The following is a 22,332-nucleotide window of genomic DNA, read 5'->3' as shown; positions in this document are numbered from 1 at the left end:
AAAGTTGCCTCTGCTGTGAAAGACGCCACATGTGGCTCGTTCCGTCTCGTCGTTGGCCGGGGACGCATTGTTGAGCGTTGAAAAACCCGAGCTACAGTCGAGCGCGGATCCAGCTTGGCGCCAGGCAATCTCTCACGCGAAAAGCCAGCCAGGAGGTTTCCCCAGCATGCCCCTGCGCCATTTGACCCCCCGCGACCAGCACCTCTTCCACCGGTACGGTTTCGGCCCGGCCGTCCCCGTCCCGGATCCGCTGATCCACCACGCCGTCGAGCGGCAGGCGGCCGCCGCCCCGCACGCCGTCGCCGCCGAACACCTCGGCGCCCGGATCACCTACGGCGAGCTCGACCGCTGTGCCGACGCCGTCGCCGCCCGTCTGATCCGCCGGGGTGTGCGCCCCGGCGACCACGTCGGCCTCTTCGTCCGCCGCTCCGTGCCGATGCTCGTCGGCCTCCTCGGCATCCTGAAGGCGGGCGCCGCCTACGTCCCCCAGGACGTGGGCCTCGCCCCCGCCTCCCAGCTCGCCCACGTGATCCGCGCCGCCCGCACCCGCGTCGTGATCACCGTCGCCGAGCACGCCCACCGCGTCCCGCTGCCGCCGGGCCATGACCTGATCGCCCTCGACGAGCCGTTGCCGTACGTCCCGGGCCCCCGCAGCGCCGCCCCCGGACCGCGCCCGGACGTTCGGGTGCACCCCGACGACGGCTGCTACGTCCTGTTCACCTCCGGCACCACCGGCCGCCCCAACGGGGTGAAGGTCACCCACCGCAACGTCGCGAACATCCTCCTCACCGCCCCCGGCGACCTCGGCATCCGCCCCGGCGACCGGGTGGCCCAGCTGCTCAACATCGCCTTCGACATGGCCGCCTGGGAGATCCTCGGCTGCCTCGCCCACGGCGCCACCCTCGTCATCCGCGGCAAGGACATCGCGGCGGCGGCCCGCGGCGCGGACGTCGTCATCGCCACCCCGACGGTCCTGTCCGGCGTCGACCCGGCGACCTGCCCGCGCGTGCGCACCGTGGCGGTGGCGGGGGAGCCCTGCCCGCGCCCGCTCGCCGACCGCTGGGCCCGCCAGGCGACGTTCTACAACTGCTGCGGCCCGACGGAGACGACCATCGTCAACACGATGCGCCGCCACGAGGTGTCGTCCCAAACCCTCACCATCGGCCGCCCCACCCCCAACAACACGGTCTACGTCCTCGACCCGGACCTGCGCCCGCTCCCCATCGGCGAGGTCGGCGAGATGTGGGCGGGCGGCGCCTGCGTCTCGGCGGGCTACCTGGACGACGACCGGCTCAACGCGGAGCGCTACGCCCCCGACCCGTTCCTGGGCGCCGGCCACCGCATGTTCCGCACCCGGGACCTCGGCCGCTGGACGTCCGACGGCGAACTGGAGCACCTCGGCCGCACCGACGACCAGGTCAAGGTGCGCGGCTTCCGCGTCGAACTCGACTCCGTCTCCTCGGTGCTGGAGTCGGTCGAGGGCTGCCGGCGTGCGGTGACCCTGAAGCGGGACGCCCGCACCCTCGTCTCCTTCGTCACCCCGGCCGACGTCGACCCCGACACGGCCCGGCGCGCGGTGGCGGACGCGCTGCCGTACTACTGCGTGCCCGATAGTGTCATGCCCCTGACACACCTGCCCGAGACGGACCGCGGCAAGATCGACAAGGCGGCGCTGCTGCGGCTGGCCGAGGAGCGCACGGCGGTGTCCCGATGACGACCTCACTCGAGCGCCAGGCGGTGGAACTGCCCCCGCGGACCTCGGCCCCGCGCCGACTGCTGAAACACCCGCGGCTGATGCACTACAACCGCCTGGCGGCACTGGTACTGACGGCCAACCTGGTCTTCCTGTACGTGAGTTGGATCCCGTCGACCCGCACCATGGGCCACGCGGCCCTCGCCGACCTGGCCCTCGCGATCCTCGTCCGCCAGCAGTACGTCATCAACCTCCTCTTCAAGCTGGCCACTTGGGCGCCGACCAGCTGGCCGCTGAAGGTCCGCTGGACGCTGGGGAAGGTGTACCACTTCGGCGGACTGCACGTGGGCGGGGCGCTGGCGGGGGCGAGCTGGTTCCTGGCGCTCACGATCACCACGACCGACGCCCCGCTCAGGGCGGTGGGCTGGACCCTGACGGCCCTCCTCGCACTGATCATCGCCACGGCCCTGCCACCCTTCCGCTCCCGCCACCACGACCACTTCGAGAAGATCCACCGCTTCGGCGGCTGGACGGCCCTCGTCCTCTTCTGGACGCACACCCTCCTGGCGGCCCCGGGTCCTGTGGAGGTGGCGGTCCTGTCGGTCGTCACCTTCAGCGTCGTCCTGCCGTGGCTGCGCCTGCGCAAGGTCGACGTACGCGTCGAACGCCCCTCCCCGCACGTGGTGCTGGCCCGCTTCGACCACGGCGAGACCCCCTTCGCCGGCTCCTCCACGGCCATCAGCCGCAGCCCGCTGAAGGAATGGCACTCCTTCGCCAACGTCCCGGCCCCCGGCGAGCCCGGCTTCCGGCTGACGATCTCCCGGGCCGGTGACTGGACGGGCGCCTTCATCGACGACATGCCGGACCGGATCTGGGTGAAGGGCATCACCACGGCCGGAGTCGCCAACATCGAGACCCTCTTCACGAAGGTGGTCTACGTGGCGACCGGCAGCGGCATCGGCCCCTGCCTCCCGCACCTCCTGGCCGCCGAGGTCCCCTCCCGCCTGGTCTGGGCGACCCGCGACCCCCGCACCACCTACGGCGACGCCCTCGTCGACGAGATCCTCGCCGTCCAGCCCCACGCCCTGATCTGGGACACCTCCCGCGACGGCAAACCCGACATGGTGCGCCTCGCGTACGCCGCCTACCGCGACTTCGGTGCCGAGGCGGTGATCTGCATCAGCAACAAGAAGCTGACCTGGCAGGTGGTCCACGGCCTGGAACAGCGGGGGATTCCGGCGTACGGCGCGATCTGGGACTCGTGAGGTGACGGAGGAGAAATGAACACGGTAAAGATCGAGCGCCACGGCCGAGTCGTGGCCGTACGCCTGCACCGCCCCCACGTCCGCAACGCGCTGAGCGGCGAGCTCCTGACCGAACTCCTGGACGCGCTGCGCCCGTTGGACGCCGACCCCGAGGCCGGCTGCTTCGTCGTCACCGGCTCGGAGAAGGTCTTCGCGGCGGGCGCCGACATCAAGGAGATGGCCACGCGGACGGCCGTGGACATGGCGGCCGAGGACTACTTCCGCGCGTGGGAGGAGTTCGCGGACCTCCGCACCCCGAAGATCGCCGCCGTCAACGGCCATGCCCTGGGCGGAGGTTGCGAACTGGCGATGATGTGCGACCTCGTGATCGCGGGGGAGTCGGCGGTGTTCGGCCAGCCCGAGATCAAGCTCGGCGTGATCCCCGGCATCGGCGGCACCCAGCGTCTGACCCGCCTCATCGGCCGGGCCAAGGCCATGGACCTGGTTCTCACCGGCCGCACGATGGACGCGAGGGAGGCGGAGAGCGCCGGCCTGGTCTCCCGGGTCGTCCCCGACGAACGGGTCCTCACGGAGGCACTGGAGGCCGCGGAGACGATCGCCTCGTACGGCCGTACGGCGGTCAGAGCCGCCCGCGACTGCGTCGACCGTTCCCTGGAGACGGGCCTGCGCGACGGCATCCGCTACGAACGCCGCGTCTTCCACGCCCTGTTCGCGACCCACGACCAGAAGGAGGGCATGACCGCCTTCCTGGAGAAACGCGCCCCCCGCTTCACCGGCCGCTAGTGAGCGCCTGCCCGACCCCCGGTTCCTCCGGCCCGAGGAACCGGGGGTCCGGCTCGAAGACCGCGTCGAGCGCCGCCTTGCCCGCCGCGAGGACCTCCCGGGCGCCGCCGTAGTACCAGGTGGCGTCGTGCTTGGCCTCGACCCCGACGCCGTACGACGTGACGCCCGCCGCCTGGCACAGCGCGACCGCCCGCCGGATGTGGAAGCCCTGGCTGATCAGCACCGCCTCGTCGACACCGAAGATCTTCTTGGCGCGGACACAGGAGTCCCAGGTGTCGAACCCGGCGTAGTCGCTGACGATGCGCCTGTCGGGCACCCCGTGCCGGGTCAGATAGGCGCGCATCGCGTCCGGCTCGTCGTAGTCCTCGCGGCTGTTGTCGCCGGTGACCAGGACGACCTCGACGCGCCCCGCGCGGTACAGCTTCGCCGCCGCGTCCAGCCGGTGCGCGAGATACGGCGAGGGCTCGTCGTTCCACAGCCCGGCGCCGAAGACCACGGCGACCTCCGTGTGCGGCACGTCGGCGGTCGTGCGCAGCCGGTCGCCCGCCACGGCGTACATCCACGTCGCCGGCAGGAGGGCGAGGACACACCCGAGCATCACCACCTGCACGAGCCGCCGCTGCCCGGTACGGGTGCGCGGCAGACGGGGTCTGCGCAGTCTCACGAGGGGTCCCTCCCTGGTCGGCCTTCGACAGTCAGGGACGACAGGCGGGGGCCCACGGTTCACGCCGGACCACGTGACCAGCCTCACCGGCCGATGAAAACGCAGGTCAGAGATGCTCACAGCGCCCTACCACCGCACCGTGAACCCATGGAAAATCCCCGTTATCTTGGCGCAACGGGGTGGCAACCTCCCGCCGTCACCATCGGTCCATGACGGCGACGAGTAACTCGACGGACAGCTCGACGGCTCCTCGCGACGAGTCCAGGACGCTCCACCTCGACAGTACGGCGCACCTCATGAACCGGATCACCAGCCAGCTCGCCGGCCGGCTCGGCCTCGTGTCGCTCGACGGCCGGCGGCGCCCCGAACCGCCCGCCCTCGTCGTCGTCGCCCACGGCAGCCGCGACCCGCGCGCCCTGAGCACCGTACGCGCGCTCCTCGACAAGGTCCGCGCCCTGCGCCCCGGCCTGCCCGTCCACCTCGGGCACATCGAGCTGAACGAGCCCCTGCTCACCGACACGCTCACCGCCCTCGGCGACCGCGCGGCGATCCTCGTCCCGCTCCTGCTCAGCCGCGGCTACCACGTCAAGCGCGACATCCCCGAGATGGCCGCCGAGACCCGGGTACGCGCACGCGTGGCCGCACCGCTCGGCCCGCACCCCCTCCTGGTGGAGGCCCTGCACGCCCGCCTGGTCGAGGCCGGCTGGCGCGCCCCCGCGGACGAGGAGACCCGCGCCCGCAGCGCCGTGGTGCTGGCCGCGGCGGGCTCCAGGGACCCCGAGTCCAAGGTCGACACCGGCCGTACCGCCCAGCTCCTGTCCGCCCGCCTCGGCGTGCCGGTCGTCCCCGCCTACGCCACCACGGCCGCCCCGAGGGTCCCGGACGCCATCGAGGCCCTCGTCGCGAGCGGCCGCACCCAGGTCGCCGTCGCCTCCTGCTTCACGGCCCCCGGGCGCTTCGCCACCGAGTGCGCCGAGGCCGCCCCGTGGATCGCGTCGGCCCCGCTCGGCACCCACCCGGCGATGGCGAGGCTGCTGCTGCACCGGTACGACCAGGCCATGGCGATTCCGCTCGCGACGGAACGGGCACTGGCCTCGGCGTGAAGGCGCCCCCCGATTGTCAGTACCTGCCCGTACTGTCGAGGCATGGAAGGCGAGAACCACATCCCACCCGCGGGCTATGACCCGGCGTCAGTCGAACGATGGGCGACCGAACACGACAAACGTCCGGGCCGCACCGCCTTCCAACGCGACCGCGCCCGCATCCTGCACTCGGCCGCGCTCAGAAGGCTCGCCGGCAAGACCCAGGTCGTCACGCCCGGCACCCGCAGCCAGGCCTGGGACGCCAGCCCCCGCACCCGCCTCACGCACTCCCTGGAGTGCGCCCAGGTCGGCCGGGAACTGGGCGCCGCCCTCGGCTGCGACCCCGACCTCGTGGAGGCGGCCTGTCTCTCCCACGACCTCGGCCACCCCCCGTTCGGCCACAACGGCGAACAGGCGCTCAACGAGTTCGCGGAGGACTGCGGCGGCTTCGAGGGCAACGCCCAGTCCCTGAGGCTCCTCACCCGCATCGAACCCAAGCGGTTCACCCCCGAGGGTTCCGTCGGCCTGAACCTCACCCGGGCCACCCTGGACGCCGCCACCAAGTACCCGTGGCCGCGGGGCGGGCACCCCGCGGACCCCGCCTCCCCGAAGTTCGGCGTCTACGAGGACGACCGCCCCGTCTTCGACTGGGTCCGCAAGGAGGCCCCCGGCACCCGGACCACCTTCGAGGCCCAGGTCATGGACTGGGCCGACGACGTGGCGTACTCGGTCCACGACGTCGAGGACGGCCTGCACGCCGGCCACATCGACCCCAACTGCCTGCACGCGGAACCCGAACGCCAGGAGGTCTTCGCCGTCGCCCGCGGCCGGTACGTACCCGCGGACACCGACCCGGCGGAACTCGCGGCGGCCCTCGACCGACTCCAGGACCAGCCCTGGTGGCCGCACGGCTACGACGGCTCGGCGGTCGCCCAGGCCCGCCTGAAGGACGCCACCAGCCAGCTCATCGGCCGCTTCTGCCTCGCCGCCGAGGCCGCTACCCGCGCGCGCTACGGCCTCGGGCGCCTGAGCCGCTACACCGCCGAACTCGTCGTACCGCGCGAGGCGCGGCTGGAGTGCGCGGTCCTCAAGGCGGTCGCCGACCGGTACGTCATGCAGCGCGCCGAACAGGAGCTGCTGCGCGCGGACCAGCGGATCGTGGTCGCCGAACTCGCCGAGGCGCTCACCGCCCGCGCCCCGGACGGCCTGGAACCCCAGTTCCGCGCGGTCTTCGACCAGGCCCCCGACGACCGCGCCCGCAAGCGGGTGATCGTCGACCAGGTCGCCTCCCTCACCGACGCCTCCGCCCGCTCGCTTCACGCACGGCTGACGGGGCACTCGTGAGACATACGTGCCACGGGTGACGTGAAACGCGCCCGAATGTGACCCTCCGTGGCCTGATCGGGCCACTCCCTCTTCCCCCATCACACTCCGTGCGGGACGCTCCCATGTGGCGGCACGTTGCTGTGTTCTCTGGGGGGACACCCCCAGACCCCCGGTAGGAGGCATCAAGTGGTCGACGCGGATCAGACATTCGTCATCGTCGGAGGCGGTCTCGCCGGCGCCAAGGCGGCCGAGACGCTCCGCACGGAGGGCTTCACCGGCCGCGTGATACTGATCTGCGACGAACGCGATCACCCCTACGAGCGCCCCCCGCTGTCCAAGGGCTACCTGCTCGGCAAGGAGGAACGCGACAGCGTCTTCGTGCACGAACCGGCCTGGTACGCGCGCAACGACATCGAACTGCACCTCGGCCAGACCGTCGACCATGTCGACCGCGCGGCCAGGACCGTCCGCTTCGGTGACGACGGCACGCTCGTGCACTACGACAAGCTCCTCATCGCCACCGGCGCCGAACCCCGCCGCCTCGACATCCCCGGCACCGACCTCGCCGGCGTCCACCATCTGCGCCGCCTCGCCCACGCCGAGCGGCTCAAGGGCGTCCTCGCCGCGCTCGGCCGGGACAACGGCCACCTCGTGATCGCCGGCGCCGGCTGGATCGGCCTGGAGGTCGCCGCGGCGGCCCGGGAGTACGGCGCCGAGGTCACCGTCGTCGAGCCCGAGCCGACCCCGCTGCACTCGGTGCTGGGCCCCGAGCTCGGCGCGCTCTTCGCCGACCTGCACCGTGAGCACGGCGTCCGCTTCCACTTCGGCGCCCGGCTCACCGAGATCGTCGGCCAGGACGGCATGGTGCTGGCCGCCCGCACCGACGACGGCGAGGAGCACCCGGCCCACGACGTCCTCGCCGCGATCGGCGCCGCCCCCCGCGTCGCCCTCGCGGAAGCGGCGGGACTGGACATCGCCGAGCGCGCGCACGGCGGCGGGATCGTCGTCGACCAGCAGCTGCGCACCTCCGACCCCGACGTCTACGCCGCCGGTGACGTGGCCTCCTTCCACCACGCCCTCTTCGACACCCGGCTGCGCGTCGAGCACTGGGCCAACGCCCTCAACGGCGGCCCCGCGGCGGCCCGCGCGATGCTCGGCCGCGACCTCGCCTACGACCGCGTGCCCTATTTCTTCTCCGACCAGTACGACCTGGGCATGGAGTACAGCGGGTGGGCGCCGCCGGGGTCCTACGACGAAGTGGTGATCCGCGGGGACGCCGGAAAGCGTGAGTTCATCGCGTTCTGGGTGAAGGAGGGCCGGGTGCTCGCCGGGATGAACGTGAACGTGTGGGACGTCACAGAGCCCGTACAGCAGCTGATTCGCTCCAGGACCCGGGTGGACACCGACGCGCTGGCGAACCCGCACGTTCCGCTCGACAGCCTCCTCTCCTAGTGCCGCGCCGTCCGGGGGGAGCGCCCCCCGGACCCCGGCCGAGGACCGCTCGCCCCATGAGTGTCAGTTCTGCCCCGTAGAATCACCACGTGGCAGGACGGATCAACGACGAGGACGTGAAGGCGGTACGGGACGCGGTCCCGATCGACGCCGTGGTGTCCGAGTACCTCCAGCTGCGCAACGCGGGCGGCGGCAACCTCAAGGGCCTGTGCCCCTTCCATGACGAGAAGTCGCCGTCCTTCCAGGTCAGCCCGAGCAAGGGCCTCTTCCACTGCTTCGGCTGCCAGGAGGGCGGCGACACCATCACGTTCGTGATGAAGGTCGACCACCTCACCTTCTCGGAGGCGGTCGAGCGCCTCGCCGGCCAGGCCGGCATCACCCTGCGCTACGAGGAGGGCGGCTACAACCCCTCCCACCAGCGCGGAGAGCGCATCCGCCTGGTCGAGGCCCACAAGATCGCCGCCGACTGGTACGTGGAACAGCTCGCCACCAGCCCCGAGGCCGACGCCGGCCGCAAGTTCCTCGCCGAGCGCGGCTTCGACCAGTCCGCCGCCGAGCACTTCTCCGTCGGCTACAGCCCCCAGGGCTGGGACCACCTCACCCGCTACCTGCGCGGCAAGGGCTTCACCGACAAGGAACTGCTGCTCTCCGGCCTCGCCCAGGAAGGCCGCCGCGGCCCCATCGACCGCTTCCGCGGCCGGCTGATGTGGCCCATCCGCGACATCGGCGGCGACGTCGTCGGCTTCGGCGCCCGCAAGCTGTACGAGGCGGACACCGGCCCCAAGTACCTGAACACGCCCGACACCCCGATCTACCGGAAGTCCCAGGTCCTCTACGGCATCGACCTCGCCAAGAAGGACATCGCCAAGGCCTCCCGCGCGGTCGTCGTCGAGGGCTACACCGACGTCATGGCCTGCCATCTCGCCGGCGTGACCACCGCCATCGCGACCTGCGGCACCGCCTTCGGCAGCGACCACATCAAGATCCTGCGCCGGCTGCTGATGGACAACGGCTCGGCCCGCGTGATCTTCACCTTCGACGGCGACGCCGCCGGCCAGAAGGCGGCCCTGCGCGCCTTCGAGGACGACCAGAAGTTCGCCGCCGAGACCTACATCGCCATCGCCCCCGACGGCATGGACCCCTGCGAACTGCGCCTCGCCAAGGGCGACGAGGCGGTCGCGGACCTGGTCGAACCCCGCACCCCGCTCTTCGAGTTCGCGCTCCGCCAGATCGTCGTCCGCTACGACCTCGACACCCCGGCCGGCCGCGCCGCCGCCCTGGACGAGGCCGCCCCGATCGTCGCCCGCATCAAGAACACCGGCGCCCAGCACGAGGTCGCCGTGCAGCTCGCCGGGATGCTCGGCATCCTCGACACCCAGTTCGTCGTCAAGCGTGTCGCCCAGCTGGCCCGCTGGGCCCGCGACCGCGGCGGCAAGGGCCCGGCCCCGGCCGCGCGCGGCCCCCGGCCCTACGACTCCGCACCCCGCTCCAGCGCCTCGGGACCGGCCCTCAACCTCCGCAACCCCGTCTACGCCACCGAGCGCGAGCTCCTCAAACTCGCCCTCCAGCGCCCCGAGTTGGTCGCCCCGGCGTTCGACGCGTACGGCATCGACGAGTTCACCGCCGCGCCCTACGCCGCCGTACGCCAGGCGATCATGGAGGCCGGCGGCGCCGAGTACGGCGTGCAGGACTCCCAGGACTACCTCGTCCGGGTCCGCGCGGCGGCGCCCGACGACGCGGTACGCGCCATGGTCACGGAGCTGGCCGTCGAGGCGATCATGCGCCGCACCGTCGACGAGAACTACGCCGGCGAGCAGCTCGTCACCGTCCGCCGCCGCGCCGTCGAGCGCCGCGTCCGCGACATCCAGAGCACGCTCGCCCGCCTCGGCACCCACGGCGACCCCGCCCAGCTGGCCGCCGTACAGAACGAATTGTGGGTGCTCCAGCAGTACGACCAGGCGCTGCGCGGGCAAGGAGCCGCAGCTCTCTGAGGGTTGGCGTCCGGCAGGGTAACCACGCGGTCACGGACCGGACTCAAAAAGTCACCGCACGCCCCTCGTGGCGGCGATGTGTCGTACTCCACACTGGGTTCCGGTGCCTGAGTCCTCGGAGCGCGGCCGATCCGTCCCCAGCGGGTCCCTGACCCCCGCGGTTCCGCTCATCGCGTGCGGGACGGACAGCGGCGAGGCCGCCGACTCCGCCCCCGAAACAGCGCTGCCGCTCACCTCTGCAGCGATCATCCTGGAGGTCGCCCCCGTGCAGACCCGGACCCTCAACAAGACCGACGCCCGTACCGACGGCACGGACGCGGAGACGGAGACCGGCGTCCTCGCCGCGGTCCCTCCGCAGAGCCGCGTCGCGCACCACCCCGAGGCGGAGCCGGACGAGGCGCCCGCCGGCGCCCTGGAGGGCGCGGAACCCGCCGAGCCTCCGGTGAGCCGCGCCCGCGCCGACACCAGCGGCCCCTCCTCCGACCTGTTCCGCCAGTACCTCCGCGAGATCGGCCGCATCCCGCTGCTCACCGCGGCCGAGGAGGTCGAACTCGCGCGGCGCGTCGAGGCCGGACTGTTCGCCGAGGAGAAGCTCCTCAACACCCCCGACCTGGACAGCCAGTTGGCGCTCGACCTGGACCGTCTGGTCGTCATGGGCCGGATGGCCAAGCGCCGCCTCATCGAGGCGAACCTGCGGCTGGTGGTGTCCGTGGCCAAGCGGTACGTCGGCCGCGGCCTGACCATGCTCGACCTGGTCCAAGAGGGCAACCTGGGCCTGATCAGGGCGGTCGAGAAGTTCGACTACGCCCGCGGCTACAAGTTCTCGACGTACGCGACCTGGTGGATCCGCCAGGCCATGTCCCGGGCCCTCGCCGACCAGGCCCGGACCATCCGCGTCCCCGTCCATGTCGTCGAGCTGATCAACCGGGTCGTCCGCGTCCAGCGCCGCATGCTCCAGGAACGCGGTCACGAACCCACGCCCGAAGAGGTCGCCGCCCATCTCGACCTGGCCCCGGAACGCGTCAGCGAGGTCCTGCGCCTGGCCCAGGAGCCGGTGTCCCTGCACGCGCCGGTGGGCGAGGAGGACGACGTCGCCCTCGGCGACCTCATCGAGGACGGCGACGCGGCCTCACCGGTCGAGTCGGCGGCGTTCCTGCTCCTCCGGCAGCACCTGGAAGCGGTGCTGTCCACGCTCGGCGAACGCGAGCGGAAGGTCGTCCAGCTCCGGTACGGCCTGGCGGACGGCCGCCCGCGCACGCTGGAGGAGATCGGCAGGATCTTCGGCGTGACCCGGGAACGGATCAGGCAGATCGAGTCGAAGACCCTGAACAAGCTGCGGGACCACGCGTTCGCGGATCAGCTTCGGGGATACCTGGACTGAACCCCCCCAGGGGCGCGGGGAACCGCGCGACCAGCCACGACGGACCGGCAGACAACCGACGGCCCGTCGTGGCCCTTGCCGCGGAGCGACTAGTCGACCTCCGCCACCGCCTGGGCGAACTGCGCCTGGTACAGCCGCGCATACGCCCCGTCGGCCTCCAACAGCTCCGCGTGCGCGCCCTGTTCCACGATCGAACCGTTCTCCATCACCAGGATCGTGTCCGCGTCCCGGATCGTGGAGAGCCGGTGGGCGATGACGAACGACGTCCGCCCGTGGGCCAGTTTCGCCATCGCCTTCTGGATCAGCACCTCGGTGCGGGTGTCCACCGAGGACGTCGCCTCGTCGAGGACCAGGATCACCGGATCGGACAGGAACGCCCGGGCGATGGTGATCAGCTGCTTCTCACCCGCGCTGACCCCCGACCCCTCGTCGTCGATCACGGTGTCGTACCCGTCGGGCAGCGTCCGGACGAACCGGTCGGCGTGCGCGGCGCGCGCGGCCTCCTCGATCTCGCCCCGGGTGACCTCCCGCGAGGCCCCGTACGCGATGTTCTCCGCGATCGTGCCGCCGAACAGCCAGGTGTCCTGGAGCACCATGCCGATCCCGGCCCGCAGCTCGTCCCGGGACATCCTCGCGATGTCGACGCCGTCGAGGGTGATCCGCCCGCCCGACACCTCGTAGAACCGCATCAGCAGGTTGACCAGCGTGGTCTTGCCCGCGCCGGTCGGTCCGACGATCGCGACCGTGTGCCCGGGTTCGACCTTGAGCGACAGGTCCTCGATCAGCGGCTTGTCCGGGTCGTAGCGGAAGGACACGCCCTCCAGCGACACCCGCCCGCGCAGTTCGGCGGGCCGCTCGCCCGGCACCGCGTCGGCCTGCTGCTCCTCGGCGTCGAGGAGTTCGAAGACCCGCTCGGCCGAGGCGACCCCGGACTGCACCAGGTTCGCCATGGACGCGACCTGCGTCAGCGGCATCGAGAACTGGCGGGAGTACTGGATGAAGGCCTGCACGTCACCGATGGACAGAGACCCCGAGGCGACCCGCAGACCGCCGACCACCGCGATCAGGACGTAGTTCAGGTTCGACACGAACATCATCAGCGGCTGCATGACCCCGCTGTTGAACTGCGCCTTGAACCCGGCCTCGTACAGCGCCTCGTTCTGCTCGGCGAACTGCTGCGCCGACTCCTCCTGGCGTCCGAACACCTTCACCAGGGTGTGCCCGGTGTACATCTCCTCCACATGCGCGTTGAGCTTGCCGGTCGAGCGCCACTGCTGCACGAAGTGCGGCTGGGACCGCTTGCCGACGCGGGTGGCGACGACGAACGACAGCGGCACCGTCACCAGCGCGACCAGCGCCAGCACCCACGACACCCAGAACATCATCGCGAGCACACCGATGATGGTGAGCAGCGAGTTGATGAGCTGCCCCATCGACTGGTTGAGGGTCTGCCCGATGTTGTCGATGTCGTTCGTCGCCCGGGACAGCACCTCACCGCGCTGCCGCTTGTCGAAGTACGACAGCGGCAGCCGGGACATCTTCGTCTGCACGTCCTCGCGCATCCGGAACATGGTCCGGTTGACCACCCGGTTCACCAGCCGCGTCGCCACCAGCATCAGCAGCCCGGCGACGACGAACACCCCGAGCGCGAGCAGCAGGACGTGCCCGACGGCGTCGAAGTCGATGCCCTCGCCGGGGGTGAAGTCCGTGCTGCGCAGCATGTCGGCGATCTGGCCGTCACCGCGCTCCCGCATCCCCTGAAGGACCTGCTCCTTCGAGGCGCCGGGCTCCATCTGCCGGCCGACGATGCCCGCGAAGACCAGGTCGGTGGCCTCGCCGAGGATCTTCGGCCCGACGACCGACAGCCCCACGCTCACCAACACGCAGGCCACCAGCGCGAGGACCGTGAACCGCTCCGGCCGGAACCGGGCGACGAGCCGCCGGCCCGACACCTTGAAGTCCAGCGAACGGTGGTCCGGGCCGGTCCCGGCCATCATGCGCCCCATGGGCCCGGCCATCAGGCAGCCTCCGCTTCCGTGAGCTGGGAGAGCACGATCTCCCGGTAGGTCTCGTTGTCCGCCATCAGCTCGTGATGCCGGCCGGTGCCGACGACCCGTCCCTCGTCGAGTACGACGATCCGGTCGGCGTCCCGGATGGTCGCCACCCGCTGGGCGACGATCACGACGGTCGCCTCGGCGGTCTCCCGGGACAGCGCCGCCCGCAGCGCCGCGTCGGTGGCGTAGTCGAGGGCGGAGAAGGAGTCGTCGAAGAGGTAGATCTCCGGGCGCTGCACGAGCGTACGGGCGATGGCGAGCCGCTGCCGCTGACCGCCGGAGACGTTGGTGCCGCCCTGGGCGATGGGGGAGTCGAGGCCGTTCTCCAGGCGCTCCACGAAGTCCTTGGCCTGCGCCACCTCCAGCGCGTGCCACAACTCCTCGTCGGTGGCGTCCGGGTTGCCGTAGCGCAGGTTGGTCGCCACGGTCCCCGCGAACAGGTACGGCTTCTGCGGGACCATCCCCACGGTCTTCGCCAGCAGCGCGGGGTCGAGGGCCGCCACGCTCTCCCCGTCGACGAGCACCTCCCCGTCGGTGGCGTCGAACAGGCGCGGTACCAGTCCGAGGAGGGTGGACTTGCCGCTGCCGGTCGACCCGATGACGGCGGTCACCTCACCGGGCCGGGCGACGAGGTCCACATCGCGCAGGACGGGCTCCTCGGCACCCGGGTAGCGGAAGCCCGCCCCACGGATCTCCAGATGCCCGTGCCGCCGCAGCTCCAGCACCGGGGCCTTGGGCGGGACCACGCTCGAGGAGGTGTCCAGCACCTCCTGGATCCGCTCGGCGCACACCTCGGCGCGCGGCACCATCATGAACATGAAGGTGGCCATCATCACGGACATGACGATCTGCATCAGATAGGCGAGGAACGCGGTGAGGTCACCGATCTGCATCTCGCCGCCGTCGATCCGGTGGGCGCCGAACCACACCACCGCGATGGACGACAGGTTCACCACCGTCATGACCATCGGGAACATCAGCGCGAGGTACCTGCCGGTGCCCAGCGACATCTCGGTGAGTTCGGCGTTGGCCTCCCGGAAGCGGTCCTTCTCGTAGTCGTCGCGGACGAAGGCGCGGATCACCCGGTTGCCGGTGATCTGCTCGCGCAGCACCCGGTTCACCGTGTCGAGGCGCACCTGCATGGTCCGGAACAGCGGCCGCAGCCGGCGCACGATCAGCGTCACGCTGAGGCCGAGCACGGGCACCACCGCGACCAGCACCGCCGACAGCGGCACGTCCAGGCCGAGCGCCAGCACGATGCCGCCCACGCACATGATCGGCGCGGACACCATCAGCGTGAACGTCATCAGGGCCAGCATCTGGACCTGCTGGACGTCGTTGGTCGTCCGGGTGATCAGCGAGGGCGCGCCGAAGTGGCCCACCTCGCGGGCGGAGAAGGACTGCACCCGGTCGAACACGGCGGCCCGCATGTCGCGGCCCAGCGCCGAGGCCGTCCGGGCGCCGTAGTACACGGCCCCGATGTTGCACACGACCTGGATCAGCGAGATGCCGATCATCAGGGCGCCGAAGGACAGGATGTAGCCGGTGTCGCCCTTGACGACGCCGCTGTCGATGATGTCCGCGTTCAGCGTGGGCAGGTAGAGGGTGGCGCAGGTCTGGAGGAACTGGAGCACCACCAGCAGGGTGATGGGTTTTCGGTAGGGCCTGAGATAGGTCCGCAGAAGTCGTATGAGCACGCTGGGTCTCTCGGAGTCGGCGACAGGGGCCGGAGGTGGTTGCCCCTGGCCCCCATCGTCGGACACTCCACCCGCGTTACCTCAACCGATTAAGCCGACAGCGGTGCTCCGTACGGCCTTACGGGTGCCGAAGGCGCCGGCTTCCTACCGGTGTCTTACCTTCCGCTACGACCGGAAGGCCCCCGGGTGCGTCTGCTCCCGCACCGACACGAACTGCTGCCGCACCGCCTGCCCGACCGCCAGCTCCTCACCGGGCTCCAGGATCTGCGCGGCCGCCCCCTGCCAGGCCGGCGGGGTCCGCGGGTCGAGCGTGCCCTGCGACACCCCGAGCGCCCAGGCGGCCTGCCGAGCGGCACCCCGCGCCGCGTAGTCCGCGGGCTGCGGTACGACGACCTGCGTCCCGAAGATCGCCGGCGCCGCCGCCTGCACGGCCGACAGCTCCGCGGCCGCGCCCAGCAGGAAGACCCGGCGCACCTCCACGCCCCGGCCGCGCAGGACGTCCAGGGCGTCGGCGAGCCCGCACAGCATGCCCTCGAAGGCGGCGCGCGCGAGGTGCTCCGCCTTCATGGACTCCCTGCGCAGTCCGGCGAGCGTCCCGGCGGTGTGCGGCAGGCTGGGCGTCCGCTCGCCCTCCAGATAGGGCAGCAGCACCAGGCCGTGGGAGCCCGGGGTCGACTTCATCGCCAGCTCGGACAGGCTCTCCAGGTCGGGCAGCCCGAGGAGCTCGGCGGTGCCGCGCAGGGTCCGTACCGCGTTCAGCGTGGTGACGACCGGCAGGTGCATGCCGGTGGCGTCGGCGAGGGACGTGATCATCCCGCTGTTGTCGTAGAGGGCCTCGGGGTGGACGGCCATGACGGAGCCGGAGGCCCCGAGGGAGACGACGGCGTCGCCGAGCCCGATACCGAGCCCGAAGGCGGCGGCCATGGTCTCGCCGGTCCCGGCGGAGATCAGCAGCCCCTCCGGTGTCGTACCGGCGGCCTCGGCGGGGCCGATCACCTCGGGCAGCATCGCCTGGTGACCGAGGGCGAGTTCGACGAGGTCGGTGCGGTAGGCGCCGGTGGCGGCGGACCAGTAGCCGGTACCGGAGGCGCCGCCGCGGTCGGTGGTCCGGCGCACCGGACGGCCGAGGAGCTGCCACACCAGCCAGTCGTGGGCCTGGAGCAGGACGGCGGTGCGCAGCGCGGCGTCGGGTTCGTTCTTCACGAGCCAGCGCAGTTTGGTGACGGGCTGCGCGGCCTGCGGGACACATCCCACGGCCTGCGCCCACGCCTCGCGCCCACCGAGCGCGTCGACGAGGTCGACCGCCGCGACCTGGGCGCGCTTGTCGCCGCCGACGAGGGCGGGGCGGACGGTGTTGCCCTGGGCGTCCAGCGGCACCAGGGCGTTCTGCTGGGCCGACACGCCGATGGCCTGCACGCCCTCGAGGAGTCCGCCGCCCGCGGCCTCGCCGAGGGACAGCAGCCAGGCCTGGGGATCGATGTCGGAAGGCCGGCCTTCGACCGGATGCGGCGCGTACCCCTGTTTGAGTACGGCGCCCGTGTCTGCGTCACAGACGACGATACGAGTGAAATCGGGCGAACTGTCCAACCCGGCGACTATCCCCATGGCCAAAATTCTGCCGCACCGCGGGGGGTGGCCGTACCCGGTGAAGGTACGGCCGACCGATTATGAGTCCGTTGTCACGTACTACTGGTCCCGGTGCCGGTGCCCCAGTCGTCCGCGGCCGCCCCGTTCGTGTTCCGGTCCCGCAGGGATCGCACCCGCTGGGTCACCGACTCCGGAACCCGGTCGCCCACCTTCTCGCTGACCACGTGGTACGCCTTGCCCGCGAAGTGGCGGCCCTGCTGGGCGGCCGACTCGGCGGTGTTGCGGACCGCGGGGTTCTGGGAGACCTGACGTGCCGACTTCTTCAACTGTTCATAGCGTTCCCGTCCGGCCCGGGTACCCAGCACGTATCCCAGTGCCAGCCCGGTGACGAACGTGAGCTTGAAGCGCATGGCGGAGCCACCCTTCCCTCGTGGAGGAGTACCGATTGGCGGAGCACCCCCCTGCTTGCGCTAATGTATGTGTCGCAGCGAACGCCCGCCCCCTGGCGACTACCCAGGGAGTTACGTTCGATGCAACGAGGCATTCCTCCGTAGCTCAATTGGCAGAGCAGCCGGCTGTTAACCGGCAGGTTACTGGTTCGAGTCCAGTCGGGGGAGCTTCGATCTTCCGTAGCTCAATTGGCAGAGCAGCCGGCTGTTAACCGGCAGGTTACTGGTTCGAGTCCAGTCGGGAGAGCACACGGACAAGGACCCCCGCGGGGGTCCTTTTTCATGTGATCATCCCTGCGCCCGGGAACCGTGCAGGTCACGGCGGAGTCCTTCAGGGCATGCGAAGTCGACCGTACGAAGCAGGAGATCGTATGAGCGGCTATGCTGCGGCAGACGGCGCGCACACATGTACGCGACACGCCGCTATGGGGCGGTAGCTCAGCCGGTTAGAGCAGCGGACTCATAATCCGCCGGCCGTGGGTTCGAGTCCCACCCGCCCCACCGCGCAGGCCCCTGGCCTGGGGAAACGTTTACTTCGGGCTGTCGGATCGCCCACGCCCCCGGGGTCCCGGCGGGCGCCTTCAGTTCTTCGCTTCGGCTCGTTCCGCCGTCACGTGGGCCACCGCGGCGGAGAGTTGTTTGCGGGTTGCCTCCGGCAGGGGTTCGCCGCGGACCGAGTCCACCAGTTGCTGGGCGCCGCGGTGCAGCTTGGTGTTGGTGTTCTGGGAGGTCATCACCAGGACGTTCCAGGCCTCCTCCGCGGTGAGCGAGAAGGTGGCCATCAGGATGCCGCGGGCCTGGTCGATCAGTCCCCGCGTCTGCATGGCGCGCCGCAGTTGGGCGGCCTCGACCCGTGGGTCCAGGGCGCGCCGCAGTTGGGCGGCCTCGACCCGTGGGTCCGTGGTGGCGCGGTCCTCCTGGTGCCGCACTTCGGCCTCCGGGTCGAACAGGGGCAGGGTGCCGGTGAGGGAGAACACCCGCGCGGCAGCCGGGCTGAGGCGCCGGATCGTGGCCGTCTTGTACTGGTCCAGCGCCTGCTGCCGGATCCCCAGCAGGATGTTGAGCCCGGAGCAGTCGCAGAAGTCGACGCCGCCCAGGTCCAGGTCGATGCCCTTGCCGGAGTCGTTGAGCGCCGAGCGCAGGGCGTGCTGGAGCGTCTGGTCCGCGGCGAGGTCGAGGTCCCCGCTGACCGTGACCACCGTCCGGTCGCCCTCGGGGCGGGCGCAGACCGTCAGCCGGGCCGAGCCGTCCCGACCGGCGCGCCTGGTGCATCCGCGGTCCGGTCCAGCACAGCAGGGTGCCGACTTGGGCATGTTCCTCTCCCCACGGCTGGGTACACCCGTCTTTCCGACCCCCTCAGAGTCCCCCGCGCACGGACGCACGTCAAGCGATACATGAAACTGATTTCGTGTATTTTCATGCGTGAATCCTCAGGCGTACGATGCCCACATGAGTGGAGCGACGGAATCGCACACGGGCTGGACCTTCATCACCAACCACGCACGCGTACTGGCCGCCATCGCCGAGGACCAGAGCGCGCGGGTCCGGGACATCGCGGCGCACTGCCGACTCACGGAACGCGCCGTCCAGAAGATCATTTCCGATCTGGAGCGCAGCGGCTATCTGTCCCACACCCGCGAGGGGCGGACCAACACCTACCGGATCGAGCAGGGGAAGGTCCTGCGCCATCCGGCCGAGGCCGGCCTCACCGTGGCCGCCCTGCTGGCGCTGCTGGTCCAGGTGGACGGGCAGCACGAGGTCCTGCCCCGCGCCGGCACGGCGGCCGCCGAAGAGGCCTGAGCGACGCGGGCCCCGGACGGGACCCGCGTCGCGGTGTGCGCGTCAGCGCCGGGCAGCCGCCAGGACCGCTTCCAGCTGCCGCAGCGGCTCGGCGCCGACGAACCGGAGGACGACGGTGTCGGCGCCCGACTCCTCGAGCGCGCCGATCCGTTCCGCGGCCCCCGCGGCGTCACCGGAGACGGTGAAGACCTCCTCCTGCGGGCGGCCCAGCCAGGCGCCGTGCCCCTCGGTGAACGGGTGCAGGGTCCGCGCGACCTCCTCGGCGTCGTCGCCGACACAGGCGAACGCGAACACGTTCAGCGTGTGGTCGTCGCCCGCGCCGCCCTTGGCCAGCAGCGCCCGGATGTGCCCCAGGTCCCGCGGGCCGTGGCCCTCGGCGATCAGCGTGCCGTCCGCGACCCGCCCGGACAGCTCCAGCGAGCGCGGCCGTACCACCCCCGCCACCACCGGCGGCGGCTCGGCGGGCGGATGCACGAGCTTGATGCCGTCGATCCGCACCTCCCGCCCGTCCACCGTGACCCGCTCCCCGTGCAGCAGCGCCCGCACCGCGGTGATCGTCTCCTCCAGCAGGGCCAGCGGAGAGCGCGGCGCCACCCCGACCTGCTCCATCCACTCCCGCACGCCATGACCGATCCCGGCCACCAGCCGGCCCGGGAACACCCGTGCCAGCGTGGCCAGTTCCATCGCCAGCAGGGCCGGGCTGCGCAGCGGCGCCGGGGCGATCCCGATGCCCACCCGCAGCCGCTCGGTCGCGCCCAGCGCCACGGCCGCCGCCGACACCCCGCCGTTCCAGCGCAGGTCCTCCACCACCCACAGGTCGTCCGCGCCGAGCGCCTCGGCCCGCCGCGCGAACCCGGGCAGCTCCTCGGGGGCCCAGTCGCGGTCGTACATCACACCGATCCGGAGATTCGTCATGCGACGGAACCTACGGTCCGGCCGAAGAAATGATCAACGGCTTTGCCGGTACGGGGTCGGCTTTCGGCCCCGGCCGGGGCCGCTCAGTCCAGACAGCCGCGGACCGCCGTGCGCAACGCCGTGCGCACCTCCTCCGGCGGCGGCGGGCCGTCGGGCCTGGTGCCGGCGGTGAGGGCCGCCGCTACGGTGCGCAGCTTGGTGTTGGACAGCTGGGAGGTGGTCCGCAGAATGGCCCAGGCCTCCTCGGGGGTACAGGCGTGGGCGGCCATCAGTATGCCGCGGGCCTGGTCGATGACGGGCCGCGAGACGATCGCCTGGCGCAGCTGCTCGACCTCCTCGCGCAGCAGCTGGAGCTGTTCCGTGCGCTCCAGGGCGACCGCGGAGGACGCCGGGGGAGCGGGCTCGGGGTCGTCCGGGCGGGGGGCCGTGTGCAGCGGGTCGGCGGTGTCCAGGCCGGCGAGTTCCAGGATCCGGCGCGGCTGGCCGGTCCAGCGCGAGGTGGTCACCGGGACGTGCCGGCGGTGGCGGTAGTCGTCCAGAAGCTCCAGGAACTGGAGCCCGGCCGTGTCCATGAACACCACGCCGGTCATGTCCAGCTCGACCCGGTGGACCTCGTCCGGCAGCGCCGACAGGGCCGCCTCCAGGACCCGCGCACAGCCGTGCACCAGCTCGCCCCGCGGTCGCAGCTCGGCCCGGCCCGCGTCCGTGCGGGTCTCGATGACCAGGGTGTTCAGTCGCCGTGCCAGAGGTGTGTGTGCCGCTGAGTTCATGTCCCCGTCTCGTCGGTCCCCTACCGTCGTCACGCTGACGGGCCTCCTTCGTGCCACCGGTTCTGGACGGATGCAGAGCGTCAGCCCCGCGGGGGCCCGGCGGTGCCGCCCATGCGCCTGCCCGACCCGGCACGGGCTACACCTGGGGCGGACGGGGGAGTGGGAGCTTCCCGGCGGGGTACACGCGTGCTTGCCCGGAGGCGGCGGTCTGCGCGCCGCGGGCGAGGTGGCTCTGGCCACTCACGGGATACGGGAGCGCGCTGGAGCGGGCGGTGGGCGCGTGTGCCGACGTGTACGGTCTGGAGCTGTCCGCCGTGACGTTCGTCGAGGTCACGGACGCTGATGCCCTCGCGGCCGCCGCACGGCGTCTGGAGGAGGGTCGGTTGTTGGAGTCGCACGGTCCGCCGTCCATGCTCAGCCGGACTCTTGAGCTGTTCTGGCCAGGACTGTCCGGGAGCGAGGTGTCGTCGTCGTGAGCGCCCCGTTCCTGCACCCCGCGCTCTTCTACGGCGACGCCCAGGAGTACCTCGCCGGCACGGTCCCCTTCGTCCGCGAGGGTCTGGAGGCGGGCGAGCCGGTCGCCGTGGCCGTGCCGGGCGACAACCTCGGGCTGATCCGCGACGCGCTCGGCACCGACGCCGACGCGGTACGGCTCCTGGACATGCGCGAGGCAGGCCGCAACCCCGGCCGGATCATCCCCGGTGTGCTGCGCGCCTTCGCCGACACCCAGCGGCCCGGCCACCGGGTGCGGATCATCGGCGAGCCGATCTGGGCCGGCCGCACCAGCGGCGAGTACCCCGCCTGCGTCCAGCACGAGGCACTGATCAACGCCGCCTTCGCGGACCGGCACGCCACCATCCTGTGCCCCTACGACGTCCGGCGCCTCGACGAGACGGTGCTCGCCGACGCCTGTGCCACCCACCCCACCGTCATCCCCTCCGGCGGCGGGCCGGAACAGCGGAGCGACGCGTACGCCCCAGACGCGGTGGTGGACCGTTACAACGAGGCGCTGCCCGTCGTCCCGGACGTGCTCTGCCTCGGCTTCGACGTGCAGTCGCTCTCCGCGGTCCGCCATCTCGCGACCGCCGAGGGCGCGCGGCTCGGGCTGACCGGGATCGCGCTGGAGAACCTCGCCCTGGTCGCGGCCGAGCTGACCACCAACAGCGTGGTGCACGGGGGCGGTACGGGGACGCTGCGGGTGTGGACCGAGGAGGGGTACGCGATCTGCGAGGTCCGGGACAAGGGGTGCCTTGCCGACCCGCTGGCCGGACGGCGGCCCCCGGCGCGCGACCAGCGCGGCGGACGCGGGCTGCTGCTGGTCAACCTGGTGGCCGACCTGGTGCGGACGCACACCGGGGCGGAAGGCACCACCGTGCGGTGCTGGTTCGCCCGCTGACCGTCTCGGCCCCGCCGACCGACCTGC

The 22,332-nt window shown here is 71.7% G+C and carries 19 protein-coding genes and 3 tRNA genes; 14 read left to right on the top strand and 8 right to left on the bottom strand.

The features are described from left to right. The first annotated feature begins 166 nt into the window (after positions 1-166). Genes ACZ56U_RS22245 through ACZ56U_RS22235 form a run of 3 tightly spaced genes read left to right on the top strand, consistent with a single transcriptional unit; the run spans position 167 to position 3,741 of the window. Positions 167-1,714, top strand: a complete 1,548-nt coding sequence (locus ACZ56U_RS22245) for an amino acid adenylation domain-containing protein (protein WP_469085727.1) — start codon at positions 167-169, stop codon at positions 1,712-1,714. Then, on the top strand, positions 1,711-2,958 hold the full coding sequence (locus ACZ56U_RS22240) for a ferredoxin reductase domain-containing protein (protein WP_469085726.1): 1,248 nt from the start codon (positions 1,711-1,713) through the stop codon (positions 2,956-2,958). The genes ACZ56U_RS22245 and ACZ56U_RS22240 overlap by 4 nt, the downstream gene beginning before the upstream one ends. A gap of 15 nt (positions 2,959-2,973) precedes the next feature. After that, positions 2,974-3,741 (top strand): enoyl-CoA hydratase-related protein, encoded by a 768-nt coding sequence (locus ACZ56U_RS22235; protein ID WP_469085725.1) that lies wholly within the window; start codon positions 2,974-2,976, stop codon positions 3,739-3,741. Here the strand turns inward: ACZ56U_RS22235 and ACZ56U_RS22230 are convergent. Continuing rightward, a complete protein-coding gene (locus ACZ56U_RS22230) occupies positions 3,728-4,405 on the bottom strand; it encodes a SanA/YdcF family protein (RefSeq protein WP_469085724.1) in 678 nt (225 codons plus the stop codon). The genes ACZ56U_RS22235 and ACZ56U_RS22230 overlap by 14 nt on opposite strands. Before the next feature lie 209 nt (positions 4,406-4,614). On the opposite strand from ACZ56U_RS22230, the gene ACZ56U_RS22225 reads away from it, so the two are divergent. The 5 genes from ACZ56U_RS22225 to ACZ56U_RS22205 all read left to right on the top strand — a co-directional run bounded on the left by ACZ56U_RS22225 (position 4,615) and on the right by ACZ56U_RS22205 (position 11,637). Next, complete coding sequence (locus ACZ56U_RS22225; protein WP_469085723.1) at positions 4,615-5,508, top strand: sirohydrochlorin chelatase; 894 nt, start codon at positions 4,615-4,617, stop codon at positions 5,506-5,508. Between the two features lie 42 nt (positions 5,509-5,550). Then, complete coding sequence (locus ACZ56U_RS22220) at positions 5,551-6,831, top strand: deoxyguanosinetriphosphate triphosphohydrolase (RefSeq protein WP_469085722.1); 1,281 nt, start codon at positions 5,551-5,553, stop codon at positions 6,829-6,831. A 168-nt stretch (positions 6,832-6,999) separates the two neighbouring features. Beyond that, a complete protein-coding gene (locus tag ACZ56U_RS22215) occupies positions 7,000-8,265 on the top strand; it encodes an NAD(P)/FAD-dependent oxidoreductase (protein WP_469085721.1) in 1,266 nt (421 codons plus the stop codon). Between the two features lie 89 nt (positions 8,266-8,354). Then, positions 8,355-10,256: a DNA primase gene (gene dnaG / locus ACZ56U_RS22210; RefSeq protein ID WP_469085720.1), complete on the top strand. Its 1,902-nt coding sequence runs from the start codon at positions 8,355-8,357 to the stop codon at positions 10,254-10,256. 103 nt (positions 10,257-10,359) lie between these two features. After that, a complete protein-coding gene (locus ACZ56U_RS22205; RefSeq protein WP_469085719.1) occupies positions 10,360-11,637 on the top strand; it encodes an RNA polymerase sigma factor in 1,278 nt (425 codons plus the stop codon). Between the two features lie 89 nt (positions 11,638-11,726). On the opposite strand, the gene ACZ56U_RS22200 is transcribed toward ACZ56U_RS22205, so the two are convergent. The 4 genes from ACZ56U_RS22200 to ACZ56U_RS22185 all read right to left on the bottom strand — a co-directional run bounded on the left by ACZ56U_RS22200 (position 11,727) and on the right by ACZ56U_RS22185 (position 17,385). Further along, on the bottom strand, positions 11,727-13,655 hold the full coding sequence (locus ACZ56U_RS22200; protein ID WP_469085718.1) for an ABC transporter ATP-binding protein: 1,929 nt from the start codon (positions 13,653-13,655) through the stop codon (positions 11,727-11,729). Beyond that, positions 13,655-15,388: an ABC transporter ATP-binding protein gene (locus ACZ56U_RS22195; protein ID WP_469085717.1), complete on the bottom strand. Its 1,734-nt coding sequence runs from the start codon at positions 15,386-15,388 to the stop codon at positions 13,655-13,657. The genes ACZ56U_RS22200 and ACZ56U_RS22195 overlap by 1 nt, the downstream gene beginning before the upstream one ends. 165 nt (positions 15,389-15,553) lie before the next feature. Next, positions 15,554-16,993 (bottom strand): FGGY family carbohydrate kinase, encoded by a 1,440-nt coding sequence (locus ACZ56U_RS22190; protein WP_391229254.1) that lies wholly within the window; start codon positions 16,991-16,993, stop codon positions 15,554-15,556. 74 nt (positions 16,994-17,067) lie between these two features. Continuing rightward, entirely contained in the window at positions 17,068-17,385 is a 318-nt protein-coding gene (locus ACZ56U_RS22185; protein ID WP_469085716.1) for a YtxH domain-containing protein, read from the bottom strand. A gap of 134 nt (positions 17,386-17,519) precedes the next feature. Here ACZ56U_RS22185 and ACZ56U_RS22180 point away from each other — a divergent pair. The 3 genes from ACZ56U_RS22180 to ACZ56U_RS22170 all read left to right on the top strand — a co-directional run bounded on the left by ACZ56U_RS22180 (position 17,520) and on the right by ACZ56U_RS22170 (position 17,925). Further along, a tRNA-Asn gene (locus tag ACZ56U_RS22180) sits at positions 17,520-17,592 on the top strand. A gap of 6 nt (positions 17,593-17,598) precedes the next feature. After that, positions 17,599-17,671, top strand: a tRNA-Asn gene (locus ACZ56U_RS22175). Between the two features lie 180 nt (positions 17,672-17,851). Further along, positions 17,852-17,925: transfer RNA gene (locus ACZ56U_RS22170), tRNA-Ile, on the top strand. Between the two features lie 80 nt (positions 17,926-18,005). Here ACZ56U_RS22170 and ACZ56U_RS22165 read toward each other — a convergent pair. Further along, complete coding sequence (locus tag ACZ56U_RS22165; protein WP_469085715.1) at positions 18,006-18,737, bottom strand: ANTAR domain-containing protein; 732 nt, start codon at positions 18,735-18,737, stop codon at positions 18,006-18,008. 136 nt (positions 18,738-18,873) lie between these two features. On the opposite strand from ACZ56U_RS22165, the gene ACZ56U_RS22160 reads away from it, so the two are divergent. Then, positions 18,874-19,224 (top strand): helix-turn-helix transcriptional regulator, encoded by a 351-nt coding sequence (locus tag ACZ56U_RS22160; protein WP_469085714.1) that lies wholly within the window; start codon positions 18,874-18,876, stop codon positions 19,222-19,224. 42 nt (positions 19,225-19,266) lie between these two features. On the opposite strand, the gene ACZ56U_RS22155 is transcribed toward ACZ56U_RS22160, so the two are convergent. Together ACZ56U_RS22155 and ACZ56U_RS22150 are read right to left on the bottom strand one after the other, a co-directional pair. Further along, positions 19,267-20,139: an LLM class flavin-dependent oxidoreductase gene (locus tag ACZ56U_RS22155; protein WP_469085713.1), complete on the bottom strand. Its 873-nt coding sequence runs from the start codon at positions 20,137-20,139 to the stop codon at positions 19,267-19,269. Between the two features lie 83 nt (positions 20,140-20,222). Continuing rightward, the gene (locus tag ACZ56U_RS22150) at positions 20,223-20,909 is read right to left on the bottom strand and encodes an ANTAR domain-containing protein (protein ID WP_469085712.1); all 687 of its coding nucleotides are present in this window, start codon (positions 20,907-20,909) and stop codon (positions 20,223-20,225) included. 272 nt (positions 20,910-21,181) lie between these two features. Between ACZ56U_RS22150 and ACZ56U_RS22145 the strand changes: the two genes are divergently transcribed. Continuing rightward, positions 21,182-21,385 (top strand): anti-anti-sigma factor, encoded by a 204-nt coding sequence (locus ACZ56U_RS22145; protein WP_469085711.1) that lies wholly within the window; start codon positions 21,182-21,184, stop codon positions 21,383-21,385. Next, positions 21,382-22,305 carry an anti-sigma factor RsbA family regulatory protein gene (locus tag ACZ56U_RS22140; RefSeq protein WP_469085710.1) on the top strand — a complete coding sequence of 308 codons (924 nt, stop codon included), beginning with the start codon at positions 21,382-21,384 and terminating at the stop codon, positions 22,303-22,305. The genes ACZ56U_RS22145 and ACZ56U_RS22140 overlap by 4 nt, the downstream gene beginning before the upstream one ends. Positions 22,306-22,332: the final 27 nt, after the last annotated feature.

It is taken from the genome of Streptomyces sp. NPDC034103 (assembly GCF_055575395.1).
This window is presented reverse-complemented; position numbering and strand designations above follow the sequence as displayed.